Origin of the sequence: Pseudoduganella chitinolytica (assembly GCF_029028125.1) — a bacterium.
Classification (GTDB): Bacteria; Pseudomonadota; Gammaproteobacteria; order Burkholderiales; family Burkholderiaceae_D; genus Rugamonas; species Rugamonas chitinolytica.
In genome coordinates, this window is the sequence record NZ_CP119083.1 from 6,025,924 (window position 1) to 6,042,594 (window position 16,671).

Annotated in this window: 16 protein-coding genes; 3 read left to right on the forward strand and 13 right to left on the reverse strand. The window is 65.1% G+C overall.

Annotated elements, in window-relative coordinates; translation table 11 throughout:
• On the forward strand, positions 1-1,317 hold the full coding sequence (locus PX653_RS26695; protein ID WP_277418661.1) for a TolC family outer membrane protein: 1,317 nt from the start codon (positions 1-3) through the stop codon (positions 1,315-1,317).
• A gap of 1 nt (position 1,318) precedes the next feature.
• Here the strand turns inward: PX653_RS26695 and PX653_RS26700 are convergent, their stop codons facing one another.
• The 8 genes from PX653_RS26700 to PX653_RS26735 all read right to left on the reverse strand — a co-directional run bounded on the left by PX653_RS26700 (position 1,319) and on the right by PX653_RS26735 (position 8,787).
• A complete protein-coding gene (locus tag PX653_RS26700) occupies positions 1,319-2,854 on the reverse strand; it encodes a class I SAM-dependent methyltransferase (RefSeq protein WP_277415656.1) in 1,536 nt (511 codons plus the stop codon).
• Between the two features lie 143 nt (positions 2,855-2,997).
• A complete protein-coding gene (locus PX653_RS26705; RefSeq protein WP_277415657.1) occupies positions 2,998-4,512 on the reverse strand; it encodes an eCIS core domain-containing protein in 1,515 nt (504 codons plus the stop codon).
• A gap of 136 nt (positions 4,513-4,648) precedes the next feature.
• Entirely contained in the window at positions 4,649-5,533 is an 885-nt protein-coding gene (locus PX653_RS26710; RefSeq protein WP_277415658.1) for a sulfurtransferase, read from the reverse strand.
• 94 nt (positions 5,534-5,627) lie between these two features.
• A complete protein-coding gene (locus tag PX653_RS26715) occupies positions 5,628-6,110 on the reverse strand; it encodes a hypothetical protein (RefSeq protein WP_277415659.1) in 483 nt (160 codons plus the stop codon).
• Positions 6,107-6,556 (reverse strand): hypothetical protein, encoded by a 450-nt coding sequence (locus tag PX653_RS26720; protein WP_277415660.1) that lies wholly within the window; start codon positions 6,554-6,556, stop codon positions 6,107-6,109. The genes PX653_RS26715 and PX653_RS26720 overlap by 4 nt, the downstream gene beginning before the upstream one ends.
• On the reverse strand, positions 6,553-7,296 hold the full coding sequence (locus PX653_RS26725) for a glycosyltransferase family 2 protein (protein ID WP_277415661.1): 744 nt from the start codon (positions 7,294-7,296) through the stop codon (positions 6,553-6,555). Before PX653_RS26725 ends, PX653_RS26720 begins: the two co-directional genes overlap by 4 nt.
• Positions 7,296-7,691, reverse strand: a complete 396-nt coding sequence (locus tag PX653_RS26730; protein ID WP_277415662.1) for an HAD family hydrolase — start codon at positions 7,689-7,691, stop codon at positions 7,296-7,298. The genes PX653_RS26725 and PX653_RS26730 overlap by 1 nt, the downstream gene beginning before the upstream one ends.
• Positions 7,684-8,787: a hypothetical protein gene (locus PX653_RS26735; RefSeq protein ID WP_277415663.1), complete on the reverse strand. Its 1,104-nt coding sequence runs from the start codon at positions 8,785-8,787 to the stop codon at positions 7,684-7,686. The genes PX653_RS26730 and PX653_RS26735 overlap by 8 nt, the downstream gene beginning before the upstream one ends.
• Before the next feature lie 5 nt (positions 8,788-8,792).
• On the opposite strand from PX653_RS26735, the gene PX653_RS26740 reads away from it, so the two are divergent.
• Complete coding sequence (locus PX653_RS26740; RefSeq protein ID WP_277415664.1) at positions 8,793-9,014, forward strand: hypothetical protein; 222 nt, start codon at positions 8,793-8,795, stop codon at positions 9,012-9,014.
• Positions 9,015-9,141: 127 nt separating this feature from the next.
• On the opposite strand, the gene PX653_RS26745 is transcribed toward PX653_RS26740, so the two are convergent.
• The 5 genes from PX653_RS26745 to PX653_RS26765 are packed head-to-tail and all read right to left on the reverse strand — an operon-like array spanning position 9,142 to position 12,811.
• Positions 9,142-9,999, reverse strand: a complete 858-nt coding sequence (locus PX653_RS26745) for a lysylphosphatidylglycerol synthase domain-containing protein (RefSeq protein WP_277415665.1) — start codon at positions 9,997-9,999, stop codon at positions 9,142-9,144.
• Complete coding sequence (locus PX653_RS26750) at positions 9,996-10,817, reverse strand: glycosyltransferase family 2 protein (protein WP_277415666.1); 822 nt, start codon at positions 10,815-10,817, stop codon at positions 9,996-9,998. The genes PX653_RS26745 and PX653_RS26750 overlap by 4 nt, the downstream gene beginning before the upstream one ends.
• Positions 10,810-11,208, reverse strand: coding sequence for a GtrA family protein (locus tag PX653_RS26755; protein WP_277415667.1), 399 nt, complete (start codon positions 11,206-11,208; stop codon positions 10,810-10,812). Before PX653_RS26755 ends, PX653_RS26750 begins: the two co-directional genes overlap by 8 nt.
• Positions 11,205-12,113: a hypothetical protein gene (locus tag PX653_RS26760; RefSeq protein WP_277415668.1), complete on the reverse strand. Its 909-nt coding sequence runs from the start codon at positions 12,111-12,113 to the stop codon at positions 11,205-11,207. The genes PX653_RS26755 and PX653_RS26760 overlap by 4 nt, the downstream gene beginning before the upstream one ends.
• Positions 12,114-12,121: 8 nt before the next feature.
• On the reverse strand, positions 12,122-12,811 hold the full coding sequence (locus tag PX653_RS26765) for a hypothetical protein (RefSeq protein WP_277415669.1): 690 nt from the start codon (positions 12,809-12,811) through the stop codon (positions 12,122-12,124).
• Between the two features lie 159 nt (positions 12,812-12,970).
• On the opposite strand from PX653_RS26765, the gene dnaE reads away from it, so the two are divergent.
• Positions 12,971-16,519, forward strand: a complete 3,549-nt coding sequence (dnaE, locus tag PX653_RS26770; protein WP_277415670.1) for a DNA polymerase III subunit alpha — start codon at positions 12,971-12,973, stop codon at positions 16,517-16,519.
• The last annotated feature ends 152 nt before the right edge of the window (positions 16,520-16,671 follow it).

Below are 16,671 nucleotides of genomic sequence, written 5' to 3' on the forward strand. Positions count from 1 at the left end.
GTGGCCCGACGTTTGTTCAAATTACTGCCCGTTGCGGCCGCCCTGTTCGGCGCCGCCGACGCCTCGGCGCTGAGCCTGATGGAAGCTTATCAGGCTGCGCTGACGAACGACCCTGCGTACCGTGCGGCGTTTTACACGAACGAGGCGGGCAAGGAAAACCGTATTATCGGCCGCTCCAATCTGCTGCCGGTGGTGTCGGGCATCTATGCGGGCTCGCGCAACAACTCGACCATCGAAGTGCAGGAGCGCGAGTTGCCGCGCAAGTATATTTCCCGAAACAGCACGGTCCAGGTACGCCAACCGTTGTTCAGCTTGGAAGCATGGGCCCGCTACAAGCAGGGAAACGCCCAGAGCGCCTATGCGGCGGCGGTCTTCGATAACCAATCGCAGGAGGTGATCCTGCGCGTTACCGCGGCCTATTTCGATGTGCTGCTGCGCGAGGACCAACTGGCGCTGGCGCAGAAGGAACGCGCCATGTACACGGAGCAGCGCAACGTCAACGACCTGCTGTTCAAGAAAGGCGAGGGCACCAGCACCGACATGATCGAGACGCAATCGCGGCTCGACCTGGCCGAAGCCCAGGTGCTGGAAGCGCAGGATGCGTTGGCCAGCGCCCGCGACGCGCTGGCCGTGCTCATCGGCGGTCACGCCGACGGACTCGATCACCTGCGCCCGGGCTTTCGTGCCGTCATGCCGAATAACCAGAGCTATGACGAGTGGAAGAACATGGCCTTGGCGTCCAATCCCGAGATCCGGGCGCTGACGAGCAGTCTCGAGGTAGCGAAGCAGGAGGTGAACCGTCAGCGTTCCGGACACCTGCCGCGAGTGGAACTGACCGGGACATACGGCAAGCAAGCTGCCGACTCGATCTCGACCTACAACCAGGACACGACGGTACGCAGTATCGGCTTCCAGGTGAGCATTCCGCTGTACGCGGGCGGTTCCGTTTCTGCCGCTACGCGGCAGTCGGTCGCGCAGCAGGAAAAGGCCAAGGCCGATTTGCAGGCGCAGATCGACAAGGTGCTGGTGGAACTGCGCCGCAACTACAGTGCAATGCAGAGCAGCCGCTCACGCATCGACGCACTGATCAAGGCCGTCGATTCGGCCAACCTGCTTGTCAAGGCAACCGAGAAAAGCATCCAGGGCGGCGTGCGGATCAACCTGGACTTGCTGAATGCCCAACGGCAGTTGTCGACGGCCCAGCGCGACCTGGCGCAAGCCCGCTACAACTATATGTTGGCTTGGCTACGCGTGCGCGCCAGCGCCGGGACGCTGGCTGCCGAGGACGTGAAACTCGTCACTGCCTATTTTGAATAGATCAGGGAACGACGGCCAGCGCTTTCAGCACCGGGAGCCTGCGTTGCAGGAATTCGCCCGCTTGTCGTTCCAGTAGGGTGAACTGCTGATCCTGGGTGGCAGGCTTACCTTCGTGTAGTACGGACACATTCTGCTGGCTCAGGATTGCCATCACATACGGAACCAGTTCACCGACGTTTTTCTTTCCTTGTGTTAGACCCAGCAGGAACAGCTGGTGGATGCGTGGCGCTGGCACACCACCGCCCGTGACCGCCGAAGCGAGATAGTTGACGTCGCCGCTAGTGCCAGCGCGGGCAATCAGGTGGCCGTTCAACCGGAAGCATGCTGCACGGGCGTTTTCGGTCACAGCGGGATCCTGCGCCGGCTGGATCTGCTGCGTTCCAGCGAGCATGAATACCGCCTGGAACACCTGCGGGCCCGTCATGCCTGCACTTGCACATGCGGCTTCGATTTCGCCGATCGTGCGCGGCCGATGATCGGCCAGCACGTCGATGACGGGCTTGTGCGCGGCTTCTTTCAACGACAGCTCGAGTTGCCCCACTTTTGTGCTGTAGACAACCTCGCTGGCAGGAACCGCCAGCACTACGTATTGCTGGCGCAGCAGCCGGCTGCTCTCTGCGCCCGTCAATTGCCGCTTTCCGCGCACCCAATAGTCGCGCCGGAATTGCTGGTTCAGGACGAAGTCGAGCGCAAGCTGCCGCAATGCCGGATCGGTGAGCGTATTCAATACCTCCGCCTGGTCCGGCGTCAGGATGATCGACTCGACATGCTCGATGTACGTGGCCGAGCAGGCGAAGTCCAACTTGGCAGGTTCCAGCCATTGACGCACTTGCGGAAAAGACATCGGCTGCCAGTCCCGGTTGAAGTACTCGTGTGCCAGGTAGCTCTTGTCGAGCGCGCGCAACTGAGCCATCCGCTGGGGAATCAGCGCATTGGTCTGTACAAACGACGGATTGGTGGCGAATAACCTCTCGGCGAACTGCAGCGACTGCTCGACGCGGGTTGCCATCCCCGCGCCGGGGACCGTCATCGAGGCGTGATACTGCGTCATCAGTTCTCGCACCGGCACCATCGCCGCCCAGCCCGGCTGCGTGTTGTAGCTGATATAAAGGACGCCACCGACCTTCAGCTTGCGGCGCAGGAAGTCCACGAGGACGTGCCGGTTCTCGTCCGATATCCAGCTCCAGATGCCGTGCATGCAGATAAAGTCGAAGTCCGGCAAGTCGTCGCGTGCGCAGAATTCCGCGAAGGCGGCATCGGTCAGCTGGACGTTTGCGCCGGAAGCGGCAGCCAGTTCGCGCGCAAAGCCCGCCTGGGCCGGATTGAAATCGGTACCGTGCCAGGTCTGGCCGGACGCGGCGGCGTGTACGTTCACGCTGACGCCCTGGCCAAAGCCCAGCTCGCAGGCCGTTCCCGTCTCCGGGAAGACCAAGCCCATGTTCAGGAACGCGAGCCGGATCCGCAGCGGATTGAGCTCGGGGTACAGGCCAAAGGTGTAGCCGACATCGGCAACGTATCCTGCAGACCAGCCGGACATATGATTTTCCTCGTTGTTGTGAAGAGAGTCATAATGTTATTGCAATAACCGGTAGAGTGCCGGGTCTTTTTTGCTCAGGGCCCGTTGGCGTCCGCTCAACACACTGCGCAAGCACGAGAACCGCTTGGGTGCGCCTCCGACCCCTAGCGATAAGTCTGCAACCGCGTCCAGGCATCCCCATGGAACCCTTCATCGAGGATGCCCGCCAGGTCCGCCTGCCCACTGGCATTGCCGCTGCCCCAGCTGTGCGGGTAGGCGGTGCCGACCTTGACGTGCGCGCCGGTATGGCTGTCCACCGGGTCGTCATCGTTGAAGTGGACGTGGACCTCGGCCAGCGCCGAGGCATTGTAAGAGGCGGCGCCGTGATGGCCGTACACGACGGCCAGGGGCTTGGTGCCGGACTTTCCCGACAGGCTTGAGCTCTTGGTGCCCTCGGCCCGCTTTTCGATATTGACGAAGAATGGCGTCGACCCCGTGATGGGTATTGCCTTGTAGGGCTTGTAGGGCGCCGATTTCGGCACCAGCGCAACGCTGTCCGCCTGCGCCTTGCGCTTCGATTTGACGATTTCCTCGTTCCAGTTCTTTTTCTTCTTTGGCTTGGACGATTTCTTTTTCGGATTTACCGGCGGACCCAGCCGGACGAACTCGTCCCATGCCGCCTTGCGGTAGGGCGACAGCTTGCCCCTTGCCCGGACCGCTTTCTTGCCGACCCAGCGGAAGTCATCCGTATTCTCGGCGTCCTCGGACGCCGTTTCGGATTCGGATTCGGATTCAGATTTTTTGGATTCAGATTCGGATTCAGATTTGGATTCGGATTCAGATCCGGATTCAGATTCGGATTCGGATTCGGACTCCGACCCGCCCCCCGGTCCCCGACCGGATTCATCCTCGTCCTTGCGCCGGTAGCGCGCGTAAGCCGCCGCCAGCCCGGCACCGCCCAGCATCAGTACGATCGCAGGGATCGGATAGGTCCGCAGCAAATAGGAGACGAACTGGGTGGCCGCGGCGGCGGCGATGCCGAGCGTTTCGGCGATCGGTCCGATCCAGTCCTCGCCCACGCGCTGCACGGGGCCGGCCGCCGCCGCGGTGTGGTTGGACAGCTTTTCTGGCGCGGCCGGGTCGGCCATTCCCTGCAAGGCGCGTGCACCCATCGTGTCCGCCTCGTGTTCCAGCCTGGCGTCGTCGTTGAGCGGCGCGCCGTTCGCCATGCGCAGCGTCGGCGCTACCCGGCCCTGCGCTTGCTGGACAATGTGCCAGGCCTCATGCGGCAGGTGCCGTTCTTGGCCCGGCGCCAGGTGGATGTCCTGCCCTTGCGCATAGGCGTGGGCCCCCAGCTGGGCCGGACTGGTGGAGTTGTAGTGGACCCGCACGCTGTCGAGCGCAACGCCGGACAGCGCTTCGATGCCCTGCTTGAGCGGGTCGGGAAGGCCGGTTCGGTTGGCGGGCCCTATGGCCGCCGCGCCGAACAGATCGGTAGCCAGCTGCCTTTGCGCCACCTGGCGTGGACTCGCCGCGGCGAGGGGGCCGAGCGTGCGCTGCTGCGCGAGGCGGGGACTGTGCGCGATCGCGTTGGCGAACGCGTCATGCGCAGCCGTGGCAGGCTGCCAGATGGGGTATTGTTGGGTGTCGTTGTCCCGGGACAGGCGGGCTCGTTGCATGGCGGGGCTCCCGATCGCCGCCCGGCCGCGCGGCGCCAGGCGTTGCACGGCCCGGTGCAGTGGACCGTGCCGCCAGTGTACGCCCGTTCCATCGCCGGCAACACGGGATGTTGCCGATTTGCTACTCAGCCAGCGTTCAAGCCTGATTGCCGTGGCAATGCGGGCACGATACGCCGTAAACGTACTCCGGCGCCAGTTGCTGGCGCGGTGTGACGACGGCGCGGCAGGCGAAGCACTGCACCGTCTCGGTCGGCTGCAGCTTCGGATTCAGGGCCGTGCGGTAGTCGAACACGAAGCAGTCGCCCGTGTAATGCGCGCCGCCCACTTCCTCGAAGTACTTCAGGATGCCGCCTTCGAGCTGGTAGACGTTGTCGTAGCCGATGTTCTGCATGTGGATGGCCGCCTTCTCGCAGCGGATGCCGCCCGTGCAGAACGTGACGACGGTCTTGCCGGCGAAATCGTCCTTGTGCTCGGCGATCACCTGCGGGAATTCCGTGAACTTCTTGATGCGGTAGTCCACCGTGTTGTCGAACGTGCCCACGTCCACTTCGAAATCGTTGCGGGTGTCGACCATGACGACGCTCTTGCCATTGTCGTCGTGGCCCTGGTCCAGCCAGCGCTTCAGCGTCTTCGCCTCCACGAACGGGGCGCGGCCTTCCTCCGGCTTGATCAGCGGCATGCGCATCGTGATGATCTCTGCCTTGATCTTGACCAGCATGCGCTTGTGCGACTGCTCGGCCGACAGGCTTTCCTTCACTTCCAGGTCGGCCAGGCGCGCATCGCTGCGCACCCATGCCAGGAACTCGTCGATGTGCGCACGGGTGCCGGACAGAAACATGTTGATGCCCTCGGGCGTCAACAGCACGGTACCCTTCAGGCCCAAGCGCTGGGTGATATCCTGGTATTGCGGGCGCAGGTCTTCCAGGTTCTCGAGCGTGATGAACTTGTAGGCGGCGATGTTGACGAACAAAGCCGGAGCGGCGCCGGCCTCGACGGGAGCGCGGAGAGTGCTAGCTTGCATAGTGGGATCAGAACGGAAATGCTGGGAAAGCCGACATTATAGCGGTTTGGCTCGCCGGAAAGCGCGGTGGGCCCGCCCGGCCCCCGCTGTTGCGTCAGCCGAGCCTCTTGCCGACGCCGAGAAAATAGAACTGCGCCTCCCGCCACAAGCGCTCCAGTTCGGCGCGGTCATCCGGTACCAGTTCCCAGAGGCTGAAAGGGGCCAGGACGGCGGCACTGCCTTCGAGCCGTACCGGCTTGGGCAGTTCGCGCGCGGTGAACGTCAATGCCGACAGGAATGGAAAGGCCTGGTCAGGTTCGCACCGGAACTTGTTCGAGCCCACGTCTTCGCGATAGCGTGAACGTAGCAGTACGTTGAACTCCCTGGCGTTTTCGCCAAACCCGCTGACCGCGGGGAAGACCAGTTCGCGCGGCTTGCGGCGGTTTTCGCCCCGGCGTGGAAACACGAACAGTCCCATGTTCGACCAGGAAGTGCGCGTGTCGTCGGCAATGTCGTGCACGAACGCGAGGACGGTGCCGTCGCCAAACGGGGTACGGCCAAACCCGAGGAAATATACGGCGTGCTCGAACGGTATCATAGCCTGGTCAGGATTTTTACTACGGCGCTCGAATTGAGGAAGCTTTTCGAGGCGTCGCCTTCCCACTTCAGTTGCAAGGGCGAGCCAGGCATGGCCCGGCCGACAATCGGCGCCGCCACGACGTCGTGGTGGAACAAATGGGTTCTCGTCGTGCGCTCCCGGCCGATCTGGAGATAACGCTCCTTTGCCAGCAGCCAGCTCAGATCGAGCTTCGTCAGGTCCGTCGAGGCGAACGCGTTGAGCCGCAACTCCACCACCGCCGCGTCGTGCTTGTCCTTGTGGCGCGCCCACGCGCTGGCGACGTGCCCGTAATTGCCGATGTAGAAGCCGAGCCCCAGCTCGCCGCCCCCCAGGCTCGTTTCGATACGGTTGCCATGGATCGAGCGGATCGCGGCCTGCGTGCTGCCGTGATACCAGCTCCCGTCGACATGGTAAGTCGGCTTCACGTCGATGGCACTGGCGGCCGCGCCAGGAAGGCCTCCAGCTCGGCCGGCGTTCCCAGCACGTGTACGGTGGCCGGGTCCAGGTCGGCGATCGACACCTTGCCGCCGTCGGCGAGCAGCTGGCGATACAGCGGCGCCACGTAGCGCTCGCCGCGTACCAGGTTGGCGGGATCGGCAAAGTAACGCTCGTAGGCGCGCGCATAGGCGGCGGCGTGGGCAAACCAGTACAGCCCGACCGACGCGTGGTCCGAGATGCGCCGCTTTTCCGCGAGATCGGTCGCCCAGCCATCGGCGCCCAGTGCCACGAAACTCCAGTGCTCACCTGGTACCGTGACGCATGGCACCCAGCCGTCCGAGCCGGGCCGGATATCGGCAGGGGCGAGCGCTTGCGGTTCCACGTAGGTGTCGATGTTATAGATCAGCAGCGGTGCGTCCGGCAGCCACAGTTCGCGCGACAGCCAGGCGCTGGTGGCCTGGCCGTCCGTGACGCCGTCGAGCTCCAGCACATGCACGTCCGTCAGCCCCAGCGCGGCGCAGCGGCTGCGCACGTACTCGCCGGACCGGTTCTCCGCCAGGCACACGAAGATCACGCGCGCCGGCTCGCGCAGGAACTCGCGCAGCGACAGCATCGACCAGTCGAACAGGCTGCGGCCGTGCGCCATGATTTCGTATTTCGGCACCGTATAGCCCGCGTCGTGGAAACGCGAGCCGCGTCCCGCCATCGTGATGACGATATTCTGCATTATTCCTGCCCCAGCATCGCGTGGATTTCCTGTTCCGACAGCTTCAGGAACTCGTCCGGGCGGATCGCGCGGTCGTCCACGTAGAAGCCGCGCTTGCGCGGCCACGGTTTGCCGAACAGGATCTCGTCGTACGGCACTTCCCACTTGTCGAGCCATGCCAGCAGCACGGGTGCCGTGTGCTTGTTGATCAGGCCCAGGTTGTGATTGTGCGTCTTCATATTGCGCGACGTGTACAGCAGGATGCGGTAGCCGCGCTGCTGGTATTCGCGCAGCCGCGCGATCATCTCCATGCGCGGACGCACGTCCGCATACGATTCGTGGGTGGCCTTGATGTCGCACAGCGTGCCGTCGATGTCGACGACCAGCAGGGCGTCGTCGTCCGGAATGTCAGTCACTTTCAACCTCGTCGAGTATGGCGCGGGCTTTCAGCAGGAAGGCCAGCACCTTGTTGGGAACATCGATGTGCAGCGGCAGCATCGACAGGAACAGCGACGCTTCGCCCAGGCGCACGATGCGCGGGTCGAAGCCGTGCGCACGCAGCTGGCGCACGAACAACGGCTTGAGGGGGGCCTGGCGCGCCAGCTCCAGCTGCAGCGTCAACGCGTTGGCGTCGGTGAAGCCGACCCGATACTGGCCGTTGTTGATGAAATCGTAGTCGCCCAGCACGCTGTGCGAGATCTTGCACAGGTCGTACAGTGGATGGGTCCACAGCTCTTGCTCCGTCAGCGCCCCTTTCGGATCGATCAGCTGCAGCAGGTAGCGCTGCTGGTCGTACAGGACGTTCGAGAAGCACGGGTCGCCGTGGCCGATGGCCATGTGGTCGAATTCAAACGCCCGTTCGTGGCGCCGATACAGCCGCAGGTAGCGTTCGAGCTGCGGGCGCAGTGCCAGCTCGGGCGCCGCTGCCGCCGCGAGCGCGTCGATGCGGCGGCCCTCGGCCATGTCGAGGAACCTGCCGACGCGTTCCTCGACCTTGTCGACGAACAGCGTGCGCGCCACCTGCGCGGAAGCGGCCGCCGTGCAGGGCCGGCGCGGCCGCGTCGTCACGAAGAACAGCAGGCGCTCGACGAAGGCGCGGAAGGCGTCCGGCTCGAAGGCGCCGTGCACCCATTGCAGGGCGGCGTCCGCGAGGTAGTAGCGCATCATCTTGTACGACGCGCGCTCGCCGTTGTCCTCGAAGCCGAACGGCTGTACCAGCCAGGGCCGCATCGCTTCCGGCACCAGGCCGTAGAAGGCGTATTCCGCCCGCATCTTGCGCTTGTCGGTCGAGCTTTTCGTGTAGAAGTAGGTGTCGATGGCGACCTGGTTGAAATGGCGCGCCGCGGTCGAGCCGCTGGTGAGCGACAGGAAGTCGCGCATGCTGGCCAGGTCGAGCGGCTGCAGCGACTGCACGCGCTGGCTGTCGTGCCAGGACTGCTCCCAGGTGTGCAGTGGCGCCGCGCCGAACGCCGGCCACCGTTCCAGCAGGACGTGGGCGCTGCGCAGGAACACCAGCAGTGGCTTGGGGTGCGGTCGGTGAAGTCCTCTTCCGCGTAGGGCAGCCGTTCCAGCAGTTGCGTCAAGCGTGCCAGGTCGGGGAAGCCAGCGCGGCCCGCGATGACGCACACGGCGGCGTTGCCGCCACGCGTTTCCAGCAAGGTCCGCAGGCCGGCCAGCTCGTCGCCGCCGCGCAGGTGCACGAAGTTGGCGGCGGCCCAGGTGGGCAGCGCGGCGCGTAACTGGCTGGCGAGCGCGTGGCGGCGTACGATGATGTCGCCGTAGCGGCGCCGTCCGACCAGCGGGCACAGTTCGCCGTCCGTCGTTTCACGGTCGTCCAGGATCAGCAGGGGAGCGGGAGAGAGCATGTTATGGCCTCTTCGAAGTCAGATGCGCCGCCAGGGCGACGGCACCAGTAAAAATAAGCGTCAGCAGCACCAGCGCCAATGACTGGTACAACCCGAACCCGCCCGCGGCCCGGCCCGGCAGGGCATGCAGCAGGCTGGCCGCGAACGTCGCGGCAAAATCGCCGCCGCTGCCGGCGGTGCGGAAGAACAGGCCCAGCGCGGCCAGCTCGAGTGTCCAGACCACCAGCGACAGCAGCAGGAACGCGGCCGTGCGGCCCTCCAGGCAGCGCTGGAAGTGCAGCTCGAGCCGGCGCAGCGCGTGACTGGCGCGCAGCAGCAGCAGGCCGTGGCGGCTGTGGCTGACCAGCACCAGATGACGGTTCAGGAATACGAACGTCTTCGCCACCGCCAGCAGTGCGAACAGACCGGCCAGGCTGGCCAGCAGGAACAGCACCAGCACGGTGCGCATTGCCGGCGGCACGTCGACGTCAAACAGATACAGGGCCAGGATGAAGACGCTGATCACGACCACGTCGCCGCAGCGCTCGGCGAGCCACAGGGCCACGGCCTTGCCCCTGTTGCCATGGGCCCGGACCAGTGCCACCAGGCGCAGCAGCTCGCCGGCCTTGAAGGGCGCGAAGCTGCTGGGGAATGCGGTCAGCGCATGGGCGCTCGCCAGCGCGAACGCGCGGTCGCGCCGGTCCAGTGACAGCAGCGCCAGGCGCAGCATGCGGGCCATGTGCGAACCCGCGTACAGGACCGTGGCCGCGACCACGCCCGCGCTGGCCGGCACGGCACCGAAGGCCGGCAGGCGCAGCACCAGCCAGCCCAGCGCGAGCGCTATCAGGAGCGCCAGATAAGCGCGCACCGGCGTGTTCATGGTTGGGCGACGGTATCCTGGCGATAGACGACCTGGCCGGAGTAGCGCTCGAACGCCTTGCCGCGCATGTCCTCGCGCAGGAAGGTGCCGCGACGGAGCATGAAGCGACCCAGCAGCGACAGGACCTTGAACGCTTGGCGGAACAGGCGTACGTTGGATACCTGGTCTTCCTCGCGCCAGCTGATCGGGAAATAGCGTACGCGCTGGCGCGCATGGTAGCTCCCCAGCAGCATCACGTAATTAAACGTGAGATCGTCCGGGAAGCCCTTGTAGTAGAAGTCGCGGAACGTGGTCAGGCGGTACATGTTCAGGCCGGAACCGAGGTCGTGGATGCGGCGGCCGGCGACCAGGCTGAACAGCGCGTTGTAGACGCGGTTGCCGATGGTGCGCACGAATGAGTAGCCGAGCAGGCGGCTGCCGCGCATGAAGCGTGCGCCCAGCAGGCAATCGGTATCGCGGTAGGCGCCGCTCTCCAGCTGCGGCAGCAGGTCGCGCACGTCCGCCTGGTCGTCCCCATGCAGTACCACCAGGTAGTCGAAGCCCTGCTCGATCGCATAGCGGAACGCCGCCTTGTGCGAGCCGCCCAGGCCGTAGTTGTCGTCGTTGCGCCAGCCGATGAAGCGCGTGCGCGTGAGCCGCTCGCGGGCGCGCGCGACCGCGGCGTCGAGCGTGTTGTCCGGCGAACGGTTGTCGACCACGATGGCGGTGTCGATCCACGCCTGCACGCGGGCGTCGAACTGGTCGAGCACGCGCGTGACCTGGTCGGCGCAGCGGTAAGCGGGAATGAAGACGAGAATGCGGGGTTTGGTGTCAGCCATGGGAGCGGTGGCGCATCGAGCGCGTCAGGATTTTCATGAACAGGAAGTTGGTGACGAGGTTGAGCGGCGTGACGAGGATCTTCGCGCACAGCCCCTCCATGCCGGGCACCCAGCCGTGCAGCGTGCCCGCGACGACCTGCAGCAACTGCGAGTAGGCGAAGATCGAGATGAACTGGTAGCCCCAGTAAGCCAGCAGGCCCTGGCGGGTACCGTCGCGGCGGAACACCGTCTTCAGCGACGTGAACCACACGAACGTCACGCCTACGTAGGAAGAGGCGAAATTCGCCTCGAACGGTGCCACGCCGAGGCCGCGCACGAGCAGCGCGAACGTGGCGAAATCGCATAGCCAGCCCAGGCCGGAGAGAAACAGAAAGCGCAGGAACAGCGTCATGGGCGGATCTTCTTCGCGCGCAGGTAGTCCGCGCCGGCCTTGCGCACGGCGGTGTCGAGCGCCATGTCATCGTACAGCCAGACCTCGGTATCGGTCTCGCACACGTGGATCCGGGCTGGCTTGGGCAAGACCTGGCCGACCGTGGCGGCGGTATAGTTGTAGCCGAACGTGTCGCGTGCCGGGCGTATGAGCGCGAATGTGTAGCTCTCGTGCGGATAGCGTTCCGGCCGCAGCAGCGGACCGATGGTGCTGGCCCAGAAGTTCGGCTGCAAGTCGTTCAGCGTGTTCAGGATCGGCGGGTGCCAGGGCAGATACTCGCGCACCAGCGGGCCCATCCAGTATTCGGAAATGCCAGCCTGCAGGTTGACCCCCTGCTTGTGCAGGCCGATCAGGCAGTCGGCGATCAGGTGCGACCTGGGCAGCGGGGTGGCCTTGCGCAGGGTGTGGGCACTGCCGATGCCGACGAACAGCGCGCCCGCGACCAGTGCCACATCCCATGGCCAGCGCCGGCGTGACCGGTCGAGCAGCACGATCGCGAGTACGGCGGCCAGGCCGAGCGGGAACAGGAAGTAGCGCAGGGCGTATTCGTCGGCGAAGCGGGACGACGCGACAGCGCCGATGACGGTGACCGGCAACGTCCACGCCAGCATGACTGCGGCGGCAGTGATGCCCGGCTGGTCCGAGAGCGGCAGCCGCAGCGCGCCACCTTCCACGCGCAGCGAACGTACCAGGCGCCAGCCCAGAAACAGCAGGGCCGCAAGCAGCAGCAGCGCCAGCGCAAAGGTATGACGGTTGCCGCGGTCGAACGCGGCGACCACAGTCTGCCAGAACAAGGCCAGCGCCCGCACCGCCGTCTCGGGGGTGCTGCGCACCTTGCCTTCGAGCGCCGGGTGCGCGATCAGCACGGCCTTCGTCAGCAGCTCGCCAGGGCAACCCCGCCCAGCACCTGTACCAGCAGGGCGGCCACCTTGCCGCGCAGCCCGCGCCGCCCGCGCACGACCAGCCAGCTGAAGCCAAGCGCCAGCAGCGCTGATACGGTCCCCGTCAACAGGAACAGGCCGGTCGATACGGAAGCGGCGGCCACGCTCAGCGGCAGCCACAGCGCCCGCACCAGGGAAGGGCGCTCCAGATAGCGCATGGCCGCGACGATGCCGGAAAAACCGAACAGCAGTACGGCGATGTGATTGTTGGTGCTGTAGAAGTACAGCCACATGTTCGAGCGGGCCGCGGCCAGCGTGACCAGGGCCGTTGCCAGCACGATCGCGGCCATGGCGCGCCGGCTCAGCGCCGGATGGATCGCGCGGGCGAACCATACCGACGCGGCGGCGATCAGCAGCGCCTGCGCTGCCGAGACGGCAAAGATGCGCGTGGCGGCGTCGGGCAACAGCGGAAATGCCGCGAAATACAGCAGCATATCGGGAACAAACGAGGGCGCGACGGGGAATTTCCAGTCGGACCAGCGGCCGCCGTCGATAAACAGGTCGGTTGCCAGATGGTCGAGGAACAAGGCATCGCCGCTGAGGACCGTCTTGAAGCGTAGCAGACTGGCGGCAAACGCCAATAATGCCCAGGCGATGACAAGGCGCAGGCGGTCGTGAGTCATATACGTACTTGTCTTGAAAACAGGAATTATAACTTTACTTTTATAGTATTCATTCTCGAAATGTTACTTTCAGATAAATAGTCGCTCGACACTGGCAGCTTTCGCCACGAACTGCCGGGCGGTAGAATAGCGGTCTTCCCCGCCCAGCAAGACATATCCATGAGTACCGAAATCCTTGAGCAGCCCGTGATCCAGCCCGACGAGCCGGCACCGCCCCCCGGCCCCGGTTTCGTCCACCTGCGCGTGCACTCCGAATATTCGATCGTGGACGGCCTGGTGCGCATCGACGAGCTGGTCAAGGCCGCGGTCAAGGACAAGCAGGCGGCACTGGCCGTGACGGACCTGTCGAACCTGTTCGGCATGGTCAAGTTCTACAAGTCGGCGCGCGGCAAGGGCATCAAGCCGATCATCGGCTGCGACGTCTGGATCACCAACGACGACAACCGCGAGAAGCCATCGCGCCTGCTGCTGCTGGCGAAGAACCGCGTGGGCTACCTGCAGCTGTGCGAACTGCTGTCGACGGCATGGCTGACCAACCAGTACAAGGGCCGCGCGGAGCTGCGCGCCGAGTGGCTGGCGGAACTGAAGGACAAGACCTACGACATCTTCCCCGGCGAGAGCGGTGCCGACGGCCTGATCGCGCTGTCCGGCGCGCACTTCGGCGACATCGGCTGCGCGATCGACAACGGCAACCTGGAACTGGCCGAGCGCCATGCGCAGAAGTGGTCGGCGATCTTCCCGGGCCATTTCTACGTCGAGATCTGCCGCGCGGGCCAGCCGAACCAGGAGGCGCAGGTGCGCCATTCGGTGGCGCTGGCGGCCAAGCTGCGCCTGCCCGTGGTGGCCACGCACCCGGTGCAGTTCATGTCGGAGCACGAATTCATCGCCCACGAGGCGCGCATCTGTATCGCCGAGGGCGAGATGATCGCCAACGCCAAGCGGGTCAAGCGCTTCAACGAACAGATGCGCTTCATGACGCAGGAAGAGATGGAGATCCTGTTCGCCGATCTGCCGGCCGCGCTGGCGAACTCCGTTGAAATCGCCAAGCGCTGCAACGTCACGCTTACCCTGGGCAAGCCGCAGCTGCCGAACTTCCCCACGCCGGGCATGACGATCGACGAGTTCCTCGTCGCCGAAACCCAGAAGGGCCTGGAGGAGCGGCTGGTGCAGCTGTTCCCCGATCCCGCCGTGCGCGAAAGGCAGCGCCCACGTTACGAAGAGCGCCTGAAGTTCGAGAACGACACCATCATCAAGATGAAGTTCCCGGGCTACTTCCTGATCGTTGCGGAGTTCATCCAGTGGGGCAAGAACAACGGCGTGCCGATCGGCCCTGGCCGGGGTTCCGGCGCGGGCTCGCTGGTGGCCTATGCACTGAAGATCACGGACCTGGACCCGCTGAAGTACAACCTGCTGTTCGAGCGTTTCCTGAATCCGGAACGCGTTTCGATGCCCGACTTCGACATCGACTTCTGCCAGGAAAAGCGCGAGCTGGTGATCCAGCACGTGAAGGACCTGTACGGGCGCGACGCCGTGTCGCAGATCGCCACGTTCGGCACGATGGCGGCCAAGGGCGCGATCCGCGACGTGGGCCGCGTGCTGGACTTCGGCTACAACTTCTGCGACGGCATCTCGAAACTGATCCCGTTCAAGCCCGGCAAGCCTGTCACCATCGCCGAGGCGATCGAGGAGGAGCCGCTGCTCAAGGAACGGCTGGAAAACGAGGAGGAGGTCCGGCAGCTGCTGGACCTGGCGCAGCAGGTCGAGGGCATCACGCGCGGTATCGGCATGCACGCCGGCGGCGTGCTGATCGCGCCGGGCAAGCTGACCGACTTCTGCCCGCTGTACACGCAGTCGGGCGATTCGGGCGTCGTGTCGCAGTACGACAAGGACGACGTGGAGGCCGTCGGCCTGGTCAAGTTCGACTTCCTGGGCCTGACGACGCTGACCATCCTGGACCGCGCCGTCAACTACATCCGCGAGCTGGATCCCGCCCACAAGGACTTCGACCTGGCCAACGTGCCGCTGGACGACCGCGCCTCGTACGACCTGCTGACCAAGGCAAAGACGGTGGCCGTGTTCCAGCTGGAGTCGCGCGGCATGCAGGGCATGCTGAAGGACGCGCGGCCCGACCGCTTCGAGGACATCATCGCGCTGGTGGCGCTGTACCGTCCCGGCCCGATGGACCTGATTCCCGACTTCTGCAAGCGCAAGCACGGCGAGAAGTTCGACTATCCCGATCCGCGCACGGAAGGCATCCTGTCCGAGACCTACGGCATCATGGTCTACCAGGAGCAGGTCATGCAGATGGCGCAGATCATCGGCGGCTACTCGCTGGGCGGCGCCGACATGCTGCGCCGCGCGATGGGCAAGAAGAAGGCCGAGGAGATGGCCGAGCACCGCGAGATCTTCCGCAAGGGTGCCGGCGAACGCGGCCTGACGACGGAAAAGGCCGACGAGATCTTCGACCTGATGGAGAAGTTCGCGGGCTACGGCTTCAACAAGTCGCACGCCGCCGCGTACGCGCTGCTGTCGTACCACACCGCCTACCTGAAGCAGCACCACACGGCCGCGTTCATGGCGGCCAACATGTCGCTGGCGATGGACGACACGGAGAAGGTCAAGATCCTCGTCGAGGACTCGATCGAGGTATGCGGCCTGACGATCCTGCCGCCGGACGTGAACCTGTCGGCGTACCGCTTCCGTCCCGACGGCCCGGCGCCATCCGTGACGGGCAAGAAGGTCACCAACATCCGCTACGGCCTGGGTGGCGTCAAGGGCGCCGGCCAGAATGCCATCGAGGCGATCATCGCCGCGCGCGAGGCGGACGGGCCGTTCACCAGCCTGTTCGACTTCTGCCGCCGCGTCGACAAGAAGCAGATCAACCGCCGCACCATCGAGGCGCTGATCCGCTCCGGTGCCTTCGACTCCTTCGGGGTCGATCGTTCCGTATTGTTCGCCTCCGTGGGCTTCGCGATGGAATGCGCCGACCAGGAAGCGCGCGCGGCCAACCAGGTCAGCCTCTTTGGCGGCGACGACAGCGACCTGGTGGCACCGCCCGAGTACGTGCAGGCGCTGCCGTGGACGGACCGCCAGAAGCTGGCCGAGGAAAAGATCGCGCTGGGCTTCTACCTGTCCGGCCACATGTTCGACAGCTATGCGGTGGAGGCGCGCCGCTTCGCCCGCACCAAGCTGTCCGAGCTGGAGCCGTCGCGCGAGCCGCGCATGCTGTGCGGCGTGATCACGGGCATCCGCACGCAGATGACGCAGCGCGGCAAGATCCTGATCGTGTCGCTGGACGACAAGAGCGCCGTGGTCGAAGTCACCGTCTACAGCGAGATCTTCGAGGCCAACAAGAAGTGCTTCAAGGAGGACGAGTTCCTGGCGGTGACGGGCAAGGTGTCGGAAGACCGCTTCACGGGCGGCCTGCGCATCTCGGCGGAGAAGGTGTACGACATCGTTGCCGCGCGATTGCAGTTCGGCCGCCAGATGGGCTGGTCGCTGCCGGAACCGGTGCCAGCCACCAAGCTGCGCGACGTGCTGGCGCCACACCGCGACGACTACGGCCTGCCGGTGCAGATGCGCATCAAGCCGCAGGGCATCGACTGCGTGCTGCAGCTGGGCGACGACTGGCGCGTGGCGCCATCCGACGCGTTGACGGTGGCGCTCGAGCAGGTGCTGGGCGCGCGCGACATCGCGGTGGAGTACTAAAACCCGGGTCTATCCCGAATGCCGCTAAGTTAAGGCGCATGGGTCAGTGAGCCGCTGGCTTATCATTCAACCCAGGACCAAAAACTGGGGTCAGACCCGCAGGGTCCGACCCCGGCCCTCCGCCATAGGGTTATTCATGCCGGCGGCCCGCT